The 14,648-nt window shown below is 59.7% G+C and carries 18 protein-coding genes and 1 riboswitch; of the genes, 2 read left to right on the top strand and 16 right to left on the bottom strand.

The window, feature by feature from the left end:
* Nucleotides 1-8 precede the first annotated feature (8 nt).
* The 5 genes from RYZ18_RS13880 to RYZ18_RS13860 are packed head-to-tail and all read right to left on the bottom strand — an operon-like array spanning nt 9 to nt 2,713.
* Nucleotides 9-695, bottom strand: a complete 687-nt coding sequence (locus tag RYZ18_RS13880; RefSeq protein WP_317657463.1) for a hypothetical protein — start codon at nt 693-695, stop codon at nt 9-11.
* Entirely contained in the window at nt 692-1,795 is a 1,104-nt protein-coding gene (locus RYZ18_RS13875; RefSeq protein ID WP_317657462.1) for a helix-turn-helix domain-containing protein, read from the bottom strand. The genes RYZ18_RS13880 and RYZ18_RS13875 overlap by 4 nt, the downstream gene beginning before the upstream one ends.
* Nucleotides 1,792-2,187 carry a VRR-NUC domain-containing protein gene (locus RYZ18_RS13870; RefSeq protein ID WP_317657461.1) on the bottom strand — a complete coding sequence of 132 codons (396 nt, stop codon included), beginning with the start codon at nt 2,185-2,187 and terminating at the stop codon, nt 1,792-1,794. Before RYZ18_RS13870 ends, RYZ18_RS13875 begins: the two co-directional genes overlap by 4 nt.
* On the bottom strand, nt 2,184-2,459 hold the full coding sequence (locus RYZ18_RS13865) for a hypothetical protein (RefSeq protein ID WP_317657460.1): 276 nt from the start codon (nt 2,457-2,459) through the stop codon (nt 2,184-2,186). Before RYZ18_RS13865 ends, RYZ18_RS13870 begins: the two co-directional genes overlap by 4 nt.
* The gene (locus RYZ18_RS13860) at nt 2,456-2,713 is read right to left on the bottom strand and encodes a helix-turn-helix domain-containing protein (protein ID WP_317657477.1); all 258 of its coding nucleotides are present in this window, start codon (nt 2,711-2,713) and stop codon (nt 2,456-2,458) included. Before RYZ18_RS13860 ends, RYZ18_RS13865 begins: the two co-directional genes overlap by 4 nt.
* A 513-nt stretch (nt 2,714-3,226) precedes the next feature.
* Here RYZ18_RS13860 and RYZ18_RS13855 point away from each other — a divergent pair.
* On the top strand, nt 3,227-3,844 hold the full coding sequence (locus RYZ18_RS13855) for a hypothetical protein (RefSeq protein ID WP_317657459.1): 618 nt from the start codon (nt 3,227-3,229) through the stop codon (nt 3,842-3,844).
* 185 nt (nt 3,845-4,029) lie between these two features.
* Nucleotides 4,030-5,289 (top strand): site-specific integrase, encoded by a 1,260-nt coding sequence (locus RYZ18_RS13850; protein WP_317657458.1) that lies wholly within the window; start codon nt 4,030-4,032, stop codon nt 5,287-5,289.
* 604 nt (nt 5,290-5,893) lie between these two features.
* On the opposite strand, the gene RYZ18_RS13845 is transcribed toward RYZ18_RS13850, so the two are convergent.
* Genes RYZ18_RS13845 through thiD form a run of 11 tightly spaced genes read right to left on the bottom strand, consistent with a single transcriptional unit; the run spans nt 5,894 to nt 13,836 of the window.
* Nucleotides 5,894-6,631, bottom strand: coding sequence for an ABC transporter permease (locus RYZ18_RS13845; protein ID WP_138487821.1), 738 nt, complete (start codon nt 6,629-6,631; stop codon nt 5,894-5,896).
* Nucleotides 6,628-7,281, bottom strand: coding sequence for a TenA family protein (locus RYZ18_RS13840; RefSeq protein WP_317657457.1), 654 nt, complete (start codon nt 7,279-7,281; stop codon nt 6,628-6,630). The genes RYZ18_RS13845 and RYZ18_RS13840 overlap by 4 nt, the downstream gene beginning before the upstream one ends.
* The gene (locus RYZ18_RS13835; protein ID WP_249357682.1) at nt 7,278-7,979 is read right to left on the bottom strand and encodes an ABC transporter ATP-binding protein; all 702 of its coding nucleotides are present in this window, start codon (nt 7,977-7,979) and stop codon (nt 7,278-7,280) included. Before RYZ18_RS13835 ends, RYZ18_RS13840 begins: the two co-directional genes overlap by 4 nt.
* A complete protein-coding gene (tenA, locus tag RYZ18_RS13830) occupies nt 7,976-8,644 on the bottom strand; it encodes a thiaminase II (protein WP_138487819.1) in 669 nt (222 codons plus the stop codon). Before tenA ends, RYZ18_RS13835 begins: the two co-directional genes overlap by 4 nt.
* Nucleotides 8,641-9,576 (bottom strand): ABC transporter substrate-binding protein, encoded by a 936-nt coding sequence (locus RYZ18_RS13825; protein ID WP_138487818.1) that lies wholly within the window; start codon nt 9,574-9,576, stop codon nt 8,641-8,643. The genes tenA and RYZ18_RS13825 overlap by 4 nt, the downstream gene beginning before the upstream one ends.
* Before the next feature lie 10 nt (nt 9,577-9,586).
* A complete protein-coding gene (locus RYZ18_RS13820) occupies nt 9,587-10,543 on the bottom strand; it encodes a HesA/MoeB/ThiF family protein (RefSeq protein WP_317657456.1) in 957 nt (318 codons plus the stop codon).
* Nucleotides 10,540-11,136: a thiamine phosphate synthase gene (locus RYZ18_RS13815; RefSeq protein ID WP_317657455.1), complete on the bottom strand. Its 597-nt coding sequence runs from the start codon at nt 11,134-11,136 to the stop codon at nt 10,540-10,542. Before RYZ18_RS13815 ends, RYZ18_RS13820 begins: the two co-directional genes overlap by 4 nt.
* Entirely contained in the window at nt 11,133-11,903 is a 771-nt protein-coding gene (locus RYZ18_RS13810) for a thiazole synthase (RefSeq protein WP_317657454.1), read from the bottom strand. The genes RYZ18_RS13815 and RYZ18_RS13810 overlap by 4 nt, the downstream gene beginning before the upstream one ends.
* 1 nt (nt 11,904) lies before the next feature.
* Complete coding sequence (thiS, locus tag RYZ18_RS13805; RefSeq protein ID WP_138487814.1) at nt 11,905-12,102, bottom strand: sulfur carrier protein ThiS; 198 nt, start codon at nt 12,100-12,102, stop codon at nt 11,905-11,907.
* Complete coding sequence (locus RYZ18_RS13800; RefSeq protein ID WP_317657453.1) at nt 12,080-13,060, bottom strand: FAD-dependent oxidoreductase; 981 nt, start codon at nt 13,058-13,060, stop codon at nt 12,080-12,082. The genes thiS and RYZ18_RS13800 overlap by 23 nt, the downstream gene beginning before the upstream one ends.
* Entirely contained in the window at nt 13,057-13,836 is a 780-nt protein-coding gene (gene thiD / locus RYZ18_RS13795) for a bifunctional hydroxymethylpyrimidine kinase/phosphomethylpyrimidine kinase (protein ID WP_317657452.1), read from the bottom strand. The genes RYZ18_RS13800 and thiD overlap by 4 nt, the downstream gene beginning before the upstream one ends.
* 57 nt (nt 13,837-13,893) lie before the next feature.
* A riboswitch (TPP riboswitch) is annotated at nt 13,894-13,997 on the bottom strand.
* Nucleotides 13,998-14,648: the final 651 nt, after the last annotated feature.

Raw genomic sequence — 14,648 nt, 5'->3', positions numbered from 1 at the left:
CTGATAGTCTATGGCGTCGGTTGAATCTTAGACCATGGATGTTTTTGCGGCATGTTTGACACAACTTTTGTGTATTTCATTTCTAGGCCTGACATTAATCCATCTCGTGTCCATTCCAAAGCTTGCCACCAAGCCTTGTATGCTCGCCTCGCGCCGTCAATTTGTCCTTGATGTGGGCGATAGATCACTGGGCAAGCCCGCACCTCTACGGTCCGCCATTTCCCGCGCGATAGCACTCGCTCAGTGCCAACCACCACGGTCGTCGCATGATCCCCGTGCCGATTGCGCTTCATCTCGACAGGCACGCAGCGCGGCACCGCTCCTGGCATCCAGTCGGGCGTCAGCCCAGCTCGGGCGAGTTCGGCCATCCGAATAGCCATACGTTTTCCACCAAGATGGTCCGGCAGTGCTGAAACTGTCGCAGCGATCACTTCGGCATCCTCATGGGTGTAGCGGCCCATCTTGTATTGACCGCCGTCAATTTTGCAGCCCAACGCCGCCCGCTGCATGAGGACGTATTCCAGACCAAAGCCAAATCCCTGGCCACGCTCTGGGTCGGGCGGCTCGGGAAGCTCTAGCTGGGCGTGTTCAACGCGAAACGCCCATTCCAGCGCCTGCTGCACAGACATGACGCGCTTCGGCCGTCCATGACCGGCTTGCCGTGACGAGGGGTCTAATTTGCGATCATGCTTCATCGGATACCTCGTTCGCGCAGGCGCTCGACCGTCACGAGGCCCCGGGCCAGCATGGCATCGCGCATGGAGTTAGAGATCGCGCTGACGGGCAGGTAGCGATCGGAGTTGACCATCTCGGCGTAGAAGACAGGTAGGTCGGTAATCGGTCTGTTTTCCGACTTCGATGGCTTGCGAGCTTTGCGACGCCCCCGGGACTTTTCATCCGCCTTGTGCTGGGCGGCGCGCTGCATGATGCGATCCAGGCCTTTGGGCCCATCAGGTGGTGCGGGGTGGTCCTGGCGGGAAGCTTCCGCAGCCTCAATGATCTCAGCGTCGGTCAGCCCGAGGTCCGTTTGCCAGCGCCGAACATGCTCCCGGGGCGGCCAGCCCTGCCACCAGCCGGGGAGAGGCCCGTCAGGGGCAAAGCCCAGCGCTGCCAACAGCGATCCGAAAAACGCTTCATCGACGATTTCGCGCGTTCGCGCGTCCTCCTCCTCCTTTACTGGTTTACTTAAAGGTTCCCTTACAGGGTTAGTGCCCCAATTTGAGACACGGGAATCGCCATTTTTGAGACACGGGTTTTGCCAAAAATGAGACACGGGCAGCGTCTGTTCTCCCTGTCCTGATTTGAGACACGGCAGGGTGGGCACTTGGGGCTCTCTCGCCGCATCGCCATTGGGCTTTTGCGCACTTGGCCCGTGTCCCAAATCAAGACACGGCGTTTTGGAGGTGTTTTGGACTGCGGGTGACGCACCCTCAGGGATGCCAGACGGTGCTGTGCCATCCGTATCCGTAACGGCGCTGTCATCAGCGGTTGAGCTGGGTGGTTGCGCTCCGGGCCCCTCGTTGAACTCGAACCCCAGTAGATACCGCGTGGGCCGCTGCTGGCCAGTCTTGGTGTCAATGATACGCACGCGCTTGATCAATCTGCGCGCCTCTAGCTCATCGAGATGTCGGTTCAGCGTTGCGCGGCCGATTTCACAATCATGGGCGAGCCGCTCTTGTGTCGGGAAACAGCCGAAGTCGGGATTGAACCGATCACAGAGATGCCAAAGCACGATTTTTGTGGTAGGCTTGAGCCCACGCTGCTGGATCGCCCAGTTGGTTGCGGCATGGCTCATGGTGCGACCCTCCCAGTTGGAGAAGCCAAACGCGTTGTGAACCCGTGGTCTGCCAAGGCGCCCAGCGCTTCATCAAGCGATCGCACCAGCGCCCAGCCAACGCCCTGCCCCAGCACCGCGTCACGAAACGCCTCCTGTCTTGCACTCAGCCGCCCCTTGAGGGATTTCAACTCGAGGAAGAGCACGCGACCCTCACATAGGATGACTAGGTCGGCAAAGCCGGGGTGAACGCCCATGCCAACGAGGATCGCTTGCCGCTTGGCCCCACGCGGGCCTGCCTCGGTTACCTCATTGGCACAGTGATGGATGATGGCGCCCTTGGGGAGGGCAAAGCGCAGTGCGGTCACAACGGCGCGTTGCAGATCAGCTTCTGGAGTTCCGCGTCGCGTCATGACCGGCCCTCCCGGTTTGGCGCAGGCAACCGCCCAGGCGTTTTTGCGTCCAGCACAACGAGCAGGATGCGGGCATCCTCGCGCTCCTCAGGAGTTTCGCCATGGCGAATAAGCACATCACAAGCGAGGCGCAGCCTGTGGTCTGAGTGATGGACCATATCGGCAACGACGATGCGTGCTTCACGCCGGCGCTCTTCAATCCAGTCTTGGCGGATCTGATCGCCTTTGGATTTGCTCGGGGTAAGTCGCTTCAAATGAGAGGGCAGATTCATTGCGCCCTCCCCAGTTTGCCAAGCGCCTGACGGGACATGGATTTGCCGCCTGGGCGACGCCCCGCGCGCGTCTGTCCAGCAGAGGCCACAGGCCCGATCCCTTCCTGCTCTTCCAGCCAGGCAAGCACTGTGGAGCGTCGATAGAGGATCTTCCGCCCCGCACGGACAAATTTGGGACCTCTGCGGGCGTCAGCCCAGCGCCGTAGGGTCTCAACGCAAAGACCCAATTCATCGGCGAGCTCGGCGCGGCTCATCCAGCCGTGAAGCAAGCAGGGGGTGGTATTGAGAGGATCTTGAGGCGCCTCGCCATGATCTCTCATTTCTGTGTAATCGCTCATAACAATCCTTCCTTCGGTTAGCCCGATGCGGGCGAATGTTGTGAGCTATCCAGAGCATGAAGGAGGGGGGTGGCAGGGTGGCGGAAGGTGGCGTTGAAAGCGCCATATTTGCGCCACCTCCAATAAACATTGGATCAAACGTGCTTGGAGCCTTTACGCATGTGCGTCGGGCGCGGGCGCATAGTCACCCCTTAAGCTACCAAGTGATGTGTCAAGAACATTATGTGAACATCCACAGTAAAGTTTGTTTGCCGAATCGCGCTCGAGTGTCGAACAATCTCCCTCATTCCACCGCCAACTTGGGATTGGACACGCGCCGTGTTCGATGCCGTTGGGCAATGTCCGTGTGATTGGCGTGGGGGCACACACAAAAACTCAAACAGACGTGGCATGCGTTTCGCCGCGCCTAAGACCTATGGGAGGGGGCAGATGGCTTTACCACCGCGTGCGTATTATTCGGTAGTTGAACTGACCTATCGTTGGGAGTGCAGCCTGCATGACCTCATGGGGTGGGCCGCGGTCGAGAAGTTCGACATCATGACGATGTTGCCCTCTGTGCGTGTTGGGGAAGCCTGTATCAGTGGTTTTGTGGTGGTGTCGGTGCCGGATGTGTTTCCCTTAGTGCGGCCCTATTCTCGGGCGCCAGAGGAGGTTCGTCTGGAGCGGGTTAGAGTGCCGAACACGCCTGATTGGTTGGATCTGGGAGCTGAAGATGGGCGCGCCAGCAAGGGCCAGAAAGCGATTACGGTGCGCATCGATGACCTTCTGGTTTTGACCCAGGATGTCCATTCCTTTGAAGCTGCCCATGATTTGCTGCGTCGCCCTGCCTCTCATATTGGCGCCACCGCGCGCTATGACTGGGAGAACATGTATGTCAGCCAAATCTTGCGGGTCTATGAGCGTGGTATCCCCGCCAGCCAATCTTCCTGGGTGGAAGAAGTCCAGGATTGGTTTGCCGAGCATTCAGCGGACGGCAATGTTCCTGATGAACGCACCATTCGCAGGCGTCTCACCCCGATATGGTCTGCGCTTCGTGCGCAAGACTGAGTGCGATGAACTGTGTGCAGTCTCTTCCAGCTATTGAGACCGATATAGCCCCATAAAATATGGGGGTGGCGCAATGTGGCGTTTATCTGCGCCACCTTCTGCCACCCCGCCGGTGGTCTTGCACTGATTAACTTGATCTCGCCGCGCGCTTACGCGTTATGACACCAAAAGAGGAGGCGCTGACCATGGCGAGACGTGAAAGGTTAACAGAAAAGCTGGTTCGGGATGCGGTCCCAGCAGAGAGTAAAGATTATCAAATATTCGACGATCAAATTCGAGGGCTGGCGGTCCGGGTCAATCGAAGTGGCGTCCGGGCCTTTACGCTCGATTATCGCTTTGCAGGCCGTCAGCGGCGGATGACCATAGGGCGCTGGCCAGAATGGTCGGTCACGGCTGCTCGGGAGCGGGCTAAGGAACTGCGCAGAGAAATTGATTTAGGCGAAGATCCTTTGGCGCATCGTGATGATTATAGAGAGGCGCCGCGCATTGAAGAACTGATTGAGCGCTATTTGCGCGAGCACTGCTCTAAGCTTGCGCCAACCAATGCGTCAGATCAGGCCAGCATGATGTATAAGCTGGTCGCTCCCCATTGGAAAAACCGCTTAGTCACTGAGATTACAAAAGCGGATGTGGAGCGTCTGCTCGCAAAGATCGCTCAGGGCAGGGCGCGCCCGCACAAAGACAAGCCAAATAATCGTGCCCGTAAGCTGCAGCCAGCACGCCCAACGCCGATCCGAGCAAACCGTACCGGTGAGGCCTTGCGCAAGATGTTTAATTTGGCGGTAGAGTGGGGCATGCGCCCAGATAATCCCGCTAGCAGCTTTTACCGGCGGGTTGAGAACGCACGAGAGCGCTTCCTTACCAAAGATGAGATTAACCGCTTGGCAATGGCCTTGGACGCGGATGAGGATCAACGGGCTGCAGGCATCATTCGGATGTGTATGTTGACGGGTGCTCGCGTCGGAGAAGTTAGGCAAGCTCGCTTCGAGCAGTTCAATCTTGACCTTGGGATCTGGGCCAAGCCGGCCTCGACCACAAAGCAGCGTAAGGTGCACCGCGTGCCAATCTCAGAAGACGTTGCTGCGATCGTTCGTCAGCGCAAGATTGTCGTGCCTGCCGGTAACCCATGGCTCTTCCCAGGCGAAATTCCCGGCCAGCCGGTTAAAGAAATCCGTCGTTTTTGGCGCCGTATTCAACGTGAGGCGGGTATCGAAGATGCGCGTATCCATGACTTGCGTCACACTTTTGCATCTCTTTTGGTCAGCGGTGGCGCTTCGCTCGAAATGATCGGCAAGCTCTTGGGTCACACGCAAATGCAGACCACTCAGCGCTACGCGCACCTGCTTGATGCGCCGCTCAGAGCAGGGCTTGATGCGGTGGCTGATGCGGTGCGCCCACGGCTGAAGGTGGTGCATGGTATGCACGATGGTCAGCGGTCGGCTTGATCAGCTACGTTGTCTTAGTGATTAAGTTCTAGGGAAGCGTGTCCGTCTTGGGGGGGAATGGGTTGGCACACGCTTCAGCGCCGAAACTTGGGCCTCGTTTGATACCCAAATCATTGTGTGGCTCGGTTAAGGTGAAGTTGAGATATTAACCGTAAAAACTGATCTAGATATTTTGTGGGCTAGAAATTGCCGCCAATTGCAGTGAGGGGTTATGTACTGGGTCTGAGGCTGTTTTCGGCCCATTGCTGCCGTTCATTGGTCCGTCCAGTGCTGCGGTGCAGCTTCACCAAACCGGCCATTCGTATATCGTGTAGCATTTTGTAGGCTGAAACGCCGGTCTGCGGACTTTCCCGACATTGATGTTTGGGCATGTTGCTAACGCAGCATTTGCTCGCAGTTGCAGCATTTTCGTGCCACCACGCAATTAGTGTCGCCAAACTGACCATTCGCAATAAGCCCACATCCTCGATCTTTACGTTCGTCGTGGTACGGTTGGACAGGCGACGCGCGGGTCGAGTTGCTTTTGGCGTTTCCCTCGTCGCGGATGCCACTCACATGAGCTCGCTTTATGATGAAAGCGGCTCTCAATCTGTGCCAGCCAAGGCTACTCTGGCCGATCTAAAGTCTTTTCGCACAGCTTATTCACCGCCGCGTGCAGCAGGATCGTTAGGATCGCAAGCACGATCAGGGCTGCAAACATCAGGTCCGTCTTGGCACGGCCATTTGCCAGAAGCATTAGATATCCCAAGCCCTTTGAGGCCCCCACCCATTCGCCAATGATCGCGCCGATGGGTGCGTAGACCGCCGCCAGCCGGAGGCCGGAGGCAAAGCCCGGTAAGGCCGCAGGGACCCGGATATGCCACATGATCCGCGCGGGGCTCGCGCCCATGACCTTTGCCAAACCGATCCAGTCGCGGTTCGTCCGCATGAGTGCGTCGAAAAAGGAGGACGTCACCGGGAAATAGATGATGATCAGGGCCATGGTGATCTTGGACCACAGCCCAAAGCCCAGCCAAAGGGTCAGAATCGGGGCCAAGGCAAAGACCGGAACAGATTGGCTGAACACCAAGATGGGCCGCACCAGTGCGCGCGCCGTGGGGGAGGCCACCAGCCCGATCGCCGACACAAACCCAAGGGCCGCACCCAGCAGGAGGCCGATCAGCACTTCGGCCATTGTGACCACCGCATGTTCCGCCAGAAGCGCGCGACTGTCCCAGATGGTCTGCGCAACCAAGGCGGGCGGCGGCAGAATGAAGCGGGCGACGCCCGTGGTCCAGATCACCGTTTGCCACAGCGCCAACATCAAACATGTCGCCGCGATCCCGGCCCGCCAACCGGTCATTTTTCGACCGTAAAGCCAGCCCAGGAGGCATCAAAAAAGGCGCGTTCCAGACGGACCGCTTGCGCGAAGGTCCCGGTGACGTCTGCGCGGGCGGCGTCATCAAGCGTGTCCCACGCTTGATCCAGCTGACCGCGCAAATAGGCCACGACCTGCGTAAATCCGTCGCCTGAATGCAGGGTAATCCACTCCCCCAGCCAAAACGGCAGCACCTCCGCACGGTCTTCAAACGGGGAGGCCCAGTCAAGGTAAATCCACTCCGCAACCACCAGAACCGACAGCATGATCTCGTAGCGCCCCGAGCGGCGCGCCTGATCCATCAGCTGTTGGAACGCGACCGTCTCAGGGGCGGCCGGGGCGGCGGATGGCAGCTCAAGCGCCTCCATGGATCGCAGAAAATAGGTGTTTTCCGGGCCACAAATCAGCCCCAGAAACTGCGCGCCAGGCACGGCATCGGCCAAGCTGGGTGCATGCGCCACAGCCGAGGCGAGAAGACGCACGAACCCTTCGATAAACTGGTAATCTTGTTGCAGGTAGCCCGCCATCTTGTCGCGGCTCAAGGTCCCGTCGGCCAAGGCATTGGTAAAGGCGTGATGCGTCGCGGCGTGCCAGTCCTCAGCGACCAGTGATTTCAAGTGGTCTGTGGCGCTCATGTCGGTCTCCGAAGGTGGTCAAAAAGGTCGGCCTGCGCGCGCAGCACATCCGCTGCATGTATGTCGCGCGGGATGGGGGAGGTCGGGGCGGCGATATCAACAAGCCCTGTGGGCGTCATGATCAGGATGGTCTGACCCAATCGCGCGGCCTCGTTGGGGTCATGGGTGACCAGCAGCACCGTGCGTCCGGCCAGCAGCTCTGCCGTTAGTTCCTGCATCTGCGCACGGGTCAGCGCGTCCAGCGCTGAGAACGGCTCGTCCAGTAGCACAACCGCGCGGTCTTCCATCAAGGTGCGCGCCAAGGCGACCCGTTGACGTTGGCCGCCGGACAAGGCAGCGGGCAATTTGTCCGCATGATCGGCCAGGCCAACTTGCTCCAGCCTATCGCGGGCGCGGGGCTTGTCTGCACGTTCCCCCCGCAGACTGGCGCCAAGCAGGACATTGTCCATCACGCTGAGCCACGGCATCAATAGGTCTTGCTGCGCCATCATGGCAACGCAACCGGGTTTACTGAGGGACCCATTAAAGGTAATCCCCTCGGCCAGCCCTGCAAACAGGCGCAGCACCGTGGATTTGCCCACACCGCTTGCCCCCAACAGACAGGTCCAGCTGTGTGGTGTCAGCACCAAATCGAGCTGCGAGAAGATCGGCGTCCCGTCGATTGCCGCAGAGCCCGTCATGCGCAGCAGCTGGTTCACGGATCAAGCCCCATGTCCCAAAACCCGACCTCCAGTTGCGTGGCCATTGCAAACCGCCCCTGCAGGTTGGCCCAACGCGGGCTGGCATTTGCAGTGCCACCAATGCGCCGCGCAACCGCCCCGTCAATCAGCATGCCCACATCGTGGCAGACCTGCTGATACTCGGCGCTGGCATAGGTATTGATCCATTCGGCGTAGGTGTCCGAGGTTTTCGAGGTGGCCAGATGCGCGCCAATTTCACCGTAGCCCATGACGCAAGGGGCCAAGGCTGCCAGCAGATCGAGCAGATCGCCCGAGTGGCCTGCGTCCAGCACATAGCGCGTATAGGCCAGATTTTCCTGCCGTTCCTGCGTGGCAAACAGCGTTGCCTCGTCAATGCCAGCCGCGGCGCAGGTTTTAATGTGCAGCGCGATTTCTTCGTTGATCAACCCGTTGACGGTGCCCGCAGCCAAGCGCATTTCCTCGACCGTGTCGGCCTTGGTGATCGCCAACGCCCAAGCGCGGGAAAAGTGGATCAGAAAGACGTAATCCTGCTTGAGGTAGTGCAGGAAGGCGGCGCGCGGCAGCGTGCCGTCGCCCAAGCCCTGCACAAAACTATGGCGGGTGTAGGCGGGCCAAGCGGGGGTATTATCCCGCCAAGCCTGAAATATGTGGCCGTAGGTCATTCTGCACCCAGATCGATGGCGATTTGCGACACAGGACGCGTCCCGTCGACCAGCCCGCTTTCGGCCAAAAAAGCCTCGAACCGTGTGTAGCGGCCTTCGTCCAGTGCTTCGGGGCGCAGAGCAAAGCGCGGCAGCGTGTCGACCCATGCCTTTGCGTTCAGCGCATCGTCCAGTTCCGGGGCGTAGCCTTTGAACAGCTCCCACGACGCTTCGGGGTTGTTCACGATATACTGCGTCGCCAATTCGGTGGCGCGCAGGAAGCGGCGGATCTGGTCGATGTCCATGCGGTCGGGGTTGGCCACGTAGATCAGCTCATCATAGGTCGGCACGCCTTCTTCCTCGACATAGAAACAGCGGCCCTCAACCCCCTCGATCTCCATCTGGTTCAGCTCGAAATTGCGGTAGGCGCCGATGACTGCGTCAACCTGACCCGACATCAACGACGGGCTGAGCGAGAAGTTCACATTGACCATCTCGACATCCGCCAGAGAGAGCCCGTGGCGCCGCAGCATTGCGCTCAGCACGGCCTCTTCGACACCGGCAACCGAGAAGCCGATCGTGCCACCTTTCAGTTGGCTGATTTCTTGAATCGGTCCGTCTTTCAGGACCAAAAGGCAGTTCAGCGGCGTTGCCACCAATGTGCCCACGCGCAGCAGCGGCAAACCTTCGGCCACATGCAAATGCTGGCTGGGCTGATAGCTGACCGCAATGTCGCCTTGGCCGGCCGCCACCAGTTTGGGCGGGGCGGAGGGGTCGGCGGGTGGGATGATTTCGACCTCAAGCCCCTGATCGGCGAAATAGCCAAGCTCTTCGGCCACGATGATCGGGCCGTGGTCGGGGTTGATGAACCAGTCCAGCAGCACGGTCATCTTGTCTTGTGCCAAGGCTGGCGTCGCGACCAGTAGTGCCGCAGCGGTGATGAGGTATTTCATATGGGTCTCCTTACTCTCCGAGCGCGATGAGTTTGATCTCGCCCTGCCAATGTTGTGAAAGCCGCTCCGCCGCCTGCCAGGCACGAAGGCCCGACCGACAGGCCAGAACGGCGCGTTGGGTGTCGTGTGGTGTGGGGCCATCCGGTCCAAAATCGGACACGGCATGGCGTGTGGCGTGCGGCAGCTCCGGTCCCGGCTCCCCCTGCGCGCGCAGATCGACCAGAAAATCGGCCGCCGCAATGTCATCCTGGGCGATGAAGGCCGGGTCGGGCGCAGGATCAGCGGCCGTGTCAAAGCGGAACCCGCCGAACCGCAGCGTGGCGGCGTCATAGCTCACAAGCTGCCCCAAGCCGCGCACATCTCCCGTCAGGACCGCCATCGCCATTTGCGCCTGCAGGCTGCCGATCACGCCGACGCTCGGCCCCAGCACGCCGTCGGTGTCGCAAGACCCAAGCTGGTCCGGCAGGTCCGGGAACACTGCGCGCAGCCCCGGTTTGCCGCCAGAAAAGCCGCCGACATAGCCATCACGGCCCACCACGCTGGCGCTGATCAGCGGCTGGCCCGTGCCAAGGCAATGATCGGACGCGATATAGCTGACCGCAAAGCTGTCCGCACAATCAAGAACCAGCGTCATGCCCCGGCACAGCGCCGCAATATTGGCCGGATCAACACGCTCAGGCACCGGCTCAACGGTGGTGTCCGGGTTCAATGCAGCCATCGTGCTGGCGATCACGTTGACTTTAAGCAGGCCAATATCCGCCGCGCGAAACAGCGTTTGGCGGTGCAGGTTCGACAGGCTGACCACATCTGCATCCGCAATTCGGATATGCCCCACGCCCGCGCCCACAAGGTACTGCATCACAGGCGCGGCCAACCCACCGCCACCAATAACAAGCACCGAGGCGCCGGCAAGACGCGCCTGCGCGCCACCTCCCAAGACAGCCGTTTGGCGGGCGTAACGGCTCATCCGCAGACCTCAAGCCACGCTTTCACGCGGCCCTCAGGGTCGTCATGCAGCGTAATATCCGTCACCGCGGAGACCACATTGGCCCCGGACTCAAAAGCCCCCCCGGCGCGCTCCGTGCTCATCCCGCCAATGGCGACAAGTGGAATGTCCCCAACAAGCGCCTTCCACACGCTCAGCTTTTCAATACCCTGCTGATGCCATTTCATCTTTTTCAGGATCGTCGGATAGATCGGGCCAAGTGCCACATAGTCTGGTTTCAACGCCAACGCGCGTGCCAGTTCAGCTTTGTCATGGGTCGAAAGACCAAGCTTGAGACCGGCTGCACGAATCGCGGGGACATCCGCCTCATCAAGGTCCTCTTGGCCCAGATGAACCCAGTCAAAGCCCAGTTCGATAGCGAGCTGCCAATGGTCATTGACTACCAGCACCGCCCCATGGTCCGTGCAGAGATCACGCGCTTCGCTTAGCTGCACGCGTAGCGCGTCTTCGGGTTGGTCTTTGATGCGCAGTTGAACAAGCTTCACCCCCAAAGGCAGCATCCGCCGCAGCCAGGATACATCATCAAAAATCGGGTAAAAACGCGGCAGCGTCATAGCATGGCCTTTCCAAAGACTGGTGTTGACGGGGCCGCCATATCGCGGGCGTCCATCGGGTCGGCGGTAGCAGCCAGTGCGCCAGCTTCCACCGCAAGGCCAAAGGCCTGTGCCATTGCCGCAGGATCACCGGCCTTTGCAACGGCGGTGTTCAGCAAGACGGCGTCATAGCCCAGCTCCATCGCGTGGGCGGCTTGAGACGGCAGGCCGAGCCCTGCGTCGACAACCAAAGGAATGTCGGGAAAATACGCCCGCAAGCTGCGCAACCCGTAGATGTTGTTCAGGCCCAGCCCCGTGCCGATGGGCGCGCCCCATGGCATCAACACCTTGCAGCCGACCTCAACCAGCCGTTCGCATAGCACCAGATCCTCGGTGCAATAGGGAAACACCTCGAACCCGTCCTCGGCCAGCTGTGCGGCGGCTTCGACCAGGCCGAACGGGTCAGGTTGCAGCGTGTCCGCGTGGCCGATGACCTCAAGCTTGATCCAGTTGGTATCAAACAATTCCCGCGCCATCTGTGCCGTGGTGAGCGCCTCGCGTACCGAATAGCAGCCTGCCGTATTGGGCAGCACTGCAACGCCCAGATCGCGGATCAACGCCCAGAAATCCTGTCCTGCCTGATCGCCTCCCGCCTCGCGGCGCACAGAGACCGTCGCGATCCCCGCGCCGGAGCGGCGAAACGCGTCCGCCAACACGGCCGGAGAAGGGTATTGCGCGGTGCCCAGCATCAGCCGCGATGTCACTTCGGTGCCGTAAAACGTAGGCATGCTATCCTCCTTGTCGGGGGGCGACGATTTCGACGCGGTCCCCGTCATGCAAGCTGTGATCGGTGCGCTGATGCTTAGGCACGAAGGCTTCGTTGACGGACGTGGCCACTTTGGCCGCGCCCTTTCCAAGGTCGTCCAGGAGCGCCGCCAGCGTGGGCGCGCCGGTCTCAAGTGCTTCACCGTTCACGATGATCTTCATACCAAACCTCCGGTATCTTACCCTCCAGCACCAAATCCGCCGTCATCTGCGCCAAAGCAGGTGCAAGCAGAAATCCGTGCCGAAACAGGCCGTTTGCGTAAATCACATCCCCGATCCGCCGAATACGAGGCTGGTTGTCGGGAAAGGCGGGCCGGGCATCGACGCCGATCTCGAGCAGCTCCGCCTCGCCAAAGGCAGGGTGCAGGGCGTAGGCCGCATTCATCAATTCCATGACGGAACGTAGGGTCGCGCGGGTGCGCTCGCCCGATTCAATCTGGGTGGCCCCCAACATGAAAACTCCGTCGCCGCGCGGCACGATATACAGCGGGAACCGCGGATGGAGCAGCCGGACGGGGCGCGAAAGCGAAACATCCGGGCAGCGCACCACAAGCATCTCGCCTTTGACGCCGCGCAAATCTGTCAGGCTGTCGCGCGCCGCAAGGCCACGGCAGTCAATCACCTGACCCTTGATGTCACCGCCAAAACGCACCCCCCTTCGTGCGAGGGTTGCATGCAGAGCTATCAGGGTCGCGCGCGGGTCAAGATGGCCTTCGTCAGCCAAAAACAGCGCCTTGGAATAGCGGTCTGCCAGATCCGGCTCCTGCTCGGCGATCTGCTCTTTCGACAGGGTGGCAGCACTTGGCGCACGGCGCGCAAAAGTCGTCAGGTCGCTTTGATCGCGATGAAGTGCGACAACAAGCGTGCCCTCGTGTTGGACCTGCGCCCCGTGGCTTGCCCACCACCCGGCGGCCTTGCGGCCTTGGCGCACGATCTCGGGCTCGGCGCTGACCCCTTCGCAATCAGGCGCGAGCATGCCGCCGGCCCACCAAGAGCACGCATGATCGCCAGGCGCGCCTTTTGGATCAATGACTGTGACCTTGGCGCCACGTGACGACAGCTCTGCCGCCATAGCCAGCCCGCAAACGCCGCCGCCCAGAATGGTATAAGGGCCGTTCATGTCCAAAGCGCATGAAAGTGGTGAACGGGCCCATGACCACGTCCGACGTGCAATTCATCCGCGTGCAGGATCGCATTGTGCAGCCAGGTATGCGCACGCGATACCGCATCGCCCAGTTCCATGTCCTGGGCCAAGCCCGCAGCGATGGCAGAGGAATAGGAACACCCCGTGCCGTGGGTGTTGCGGGTGTTCACACGGGGGGCCGCGAATTCCTGCGTGCCTGTTTGCGAAATAAGGCGGTCAGTGCAGGTCGCACCGTCTGCATGTCCACCTTTCATCAAAACCGCTCCGACGCCCAGTTCCAGCAGAGCATTCGCTTGCGATTGCATGCTGCCTTCGCCGACCAGTTTCGCAGCTTCAGGCAAGTTCGGTGTCAGCAGGGTCGCGCGGCCAAACAGCAACGACGTTAACGCATCAATCGCGCTATCTGCCAGCAGCGTATCGCCTGATTTGGCGACCATCACAGGATCCAGCACAATCGGCCCCTCGTAGCCCGCCAGCGCATCCGCCACTGCCGCGATCAGCGATGGCGTCCCCAGCATCCCGATCTTGATCGCATCAATGGCGATGTCCTCAAGAACAGCCTTGATCTGTGCTGCAACGACGTCATCGGGGACTGGATGAATAGCTGTCACCGCCTGTGTGTTCTGGGCGGTTACCGCTGTGAGCACGCAGGCCCCATAAACTCCCATCGCCGAAAACGCCTTGAGGTCCGCCTGAATGCCAGCCCCACCGCCGGAATCGGACCCGGCAATTGTTAACGCCTTTGCCACCATGGCATCGCCCCTTTGTTCAGGGATCAGGACAGTAAAGAGGAAAGGCCAATACGGAAGCGAGATCCGCGAGCTGTTCCCTCCGCCGGTCCTAACCGGATCAGGTTCAATGGGTTTGCAGCGCGTGCATCTCAGCCCCGATAGGGGCACCCCAACAGTTATGCCCCCATGATTAGATTGATCGCGCATAAGCGTCAAATGGATAAATGATCTCAGGCGACCTGTTCTCAGTGTTTCCGAACTAAAGCTTTAAGAGCGCTAGTGAGCCGCGAAAATGAGCCCTCTCCCACGCGGGACCAAACGTCTTTCGATTGCTGTCATGGATGACCTCTTTTTTGCATGCCTTAGCAACGCAAGTCTTTTTGCCCCTGCAGCGATTTTGGTGCTGCGAGCGCTCGCAGCATGAAAGTCGAATTCACAATTTGGGCTCGAAGCGGACTACGAATGCGTCGTAGCAAAACGCCCGATCTCAGGATTCTAAATGTCGGCTTTCACCGCCGACCTTTAGCTGGCTCGCTATCGCAGCGAATGTCCGGTTTCCGCCCATAACCACCTTATTTGCTTTGCTGCACAGAGGGTTTAGAGTGTACTTCAGGGAGAGCAAAATTGATTATACTTTGAGACAGGCGACATGGTTCGAGTCAACACCACGTCAACACATGAAAGTTATTTAAAAACAATTGGTTGTTGTTGGGTGTGGCTAAGTGTTGTTGAGCGTGGCGAAGAAAAACGAGTAAGATCAAAGCCTTAGGGCTTAAGTCTTTGAATTTTATAACTTATTGAAATCATTGGATTTTCGGCTCATAACCTGAAGG

Origin of the sequence: Roseovarius sp. 10 (assembly GCF_033100315.1) — a bacterium.
Classification (GTDB): Bacteria; Pseudomonadota; Alphaproteobacteria; order Rhodobacterales; family Rhodobacteraceae; genus M30B80.
This window is presented reverse-complemented; position numbering and strand designations above follow the sequence as displayed.

Excerpts from the sequence above, each read along its gene's own strand:
- RYZ18_RS13880 (WP_317657463.1), bottom strand. The coding sequence starts at position 695 with ATGAAGCATGATCGCAAATTAGACCCCTCGTCACGGCAAGCCGGTCAT.
- RYZ18_RS13875 (WP_317657462.1), bottom strand. The coding sequence starts at position 1,795 with ATGAGCCATGCCGCAACCAACTGGGCGATCCAGCAGCGTGGGCTCAAG.
- RYZ18_RS13870 (WP_317657461.1), bottom strand. The coding sequence starts at position 2,187 with ATGACGCGACGCGGAACTCCAGAAGCTGATCTGCAACGCGCCGTTGTG.
- RYZ18_RS13865 (WP_317657460.1), bottom strand. The coding sequence starts at position 2,459 with ATGAATCTGCCCTCTCATTTGAAGCGACTTACCCCGAGCAAATCCAAA.
- RYZ18_RS13860 (WP_317657477.1), bottom strand. The coding sequence starts at position 2,713 with ATGAGCCGCGCCGAGCTCGCCGATGAATTGGGTCTTTGCGTTGAGACC.
- RYZ18_RS13855 (WP_317657459.1), top strand. The coding sequence starts at position 3,227 with ATGGCTTTACCACCGCGTGCGTATTATTCGGTAGTTGAACTGACCTAT.
- RYZ18_RS13850 (WP_317657458.1), top strand. The coding sequence starts at position 4,030 with ATGGCGAGACGTGAAAGGTTAACAGAAAAGCTGGTTCGGGATGCGGTC.
- RYZ18_RS13845 (WP_138487821.1), bottom strand. The coding sequence starts at position 6,631 with ATGACCGGTTGGCGGGCCGGGATCGCGGCGACATGTTTGATGTTGGCG.
- RYZ18_RS13840 (WP_317657457.1), bottom strand. The coding sequence starts at position 7,281 with ATGAGCGCCACAGACCACTTGAAATCACTGGTCGCTGAGGACTGGCAC.
- tenA (WP_138487819.1), bottom strand. The coding sequence starts at position 8,644 with ATGACCTACGGCCACATATTTCAGGCTTGGCGGGATAATACCCCCGCT.
- RYZ18_RS13825 (WP_138487818.1), bottom strand. The coding sequence starts at position 9,576 with ATGAAATACCTCATCACCGCTGCGGCACTACTGGTCGCGACGCCAGCC.
- RYZ18_RS13820 (WP_317657456.1), bottom strand. The coding sequence starts at position 10,543 with ATGAGCCGTTACGCCCGCCAAACGGCTGTCTTGGGAGGTGGCGCGCAG.
- RYZ18_RS13815 (WP_317657455.1), bottom strand. The coding sequence starts at position 11,136 with ATGACGCTGCCGCGTTTTTACCCGATTTTTGATGATGTATCCTGGCTG.
- RYZ18_RS13810 (WP_317657454.1), bottom strand. The coding sequence starts at position 11,903 with ATGCCTACGTTTTACGGCACCGAAGTGACATCGCGGCTGATGCTGGGC.
- thiS (WP_138487814.1), bottom strand. The coding sequence starts at position 12,102 with ATGAAGATCATCGTGAACGGTGAAGCACTTGAGACCGGCGCGCCCACG.
- RYZ18_RS13800 (WP_317657453.1), bottom strand. The coding sequence starts at position 13,060 with ATGAACGGCCCTTATACCATTCTGGGCGGCGGCGTTTGCGGGCTGGCT.
- thiD (WP_317657452.1), bottom strand. The coding sequence starts at position 13,836 with ATGGTGGCAAAGGCGTTAACAATTGCCGGGTCCGATTCCGGCGGTGGG.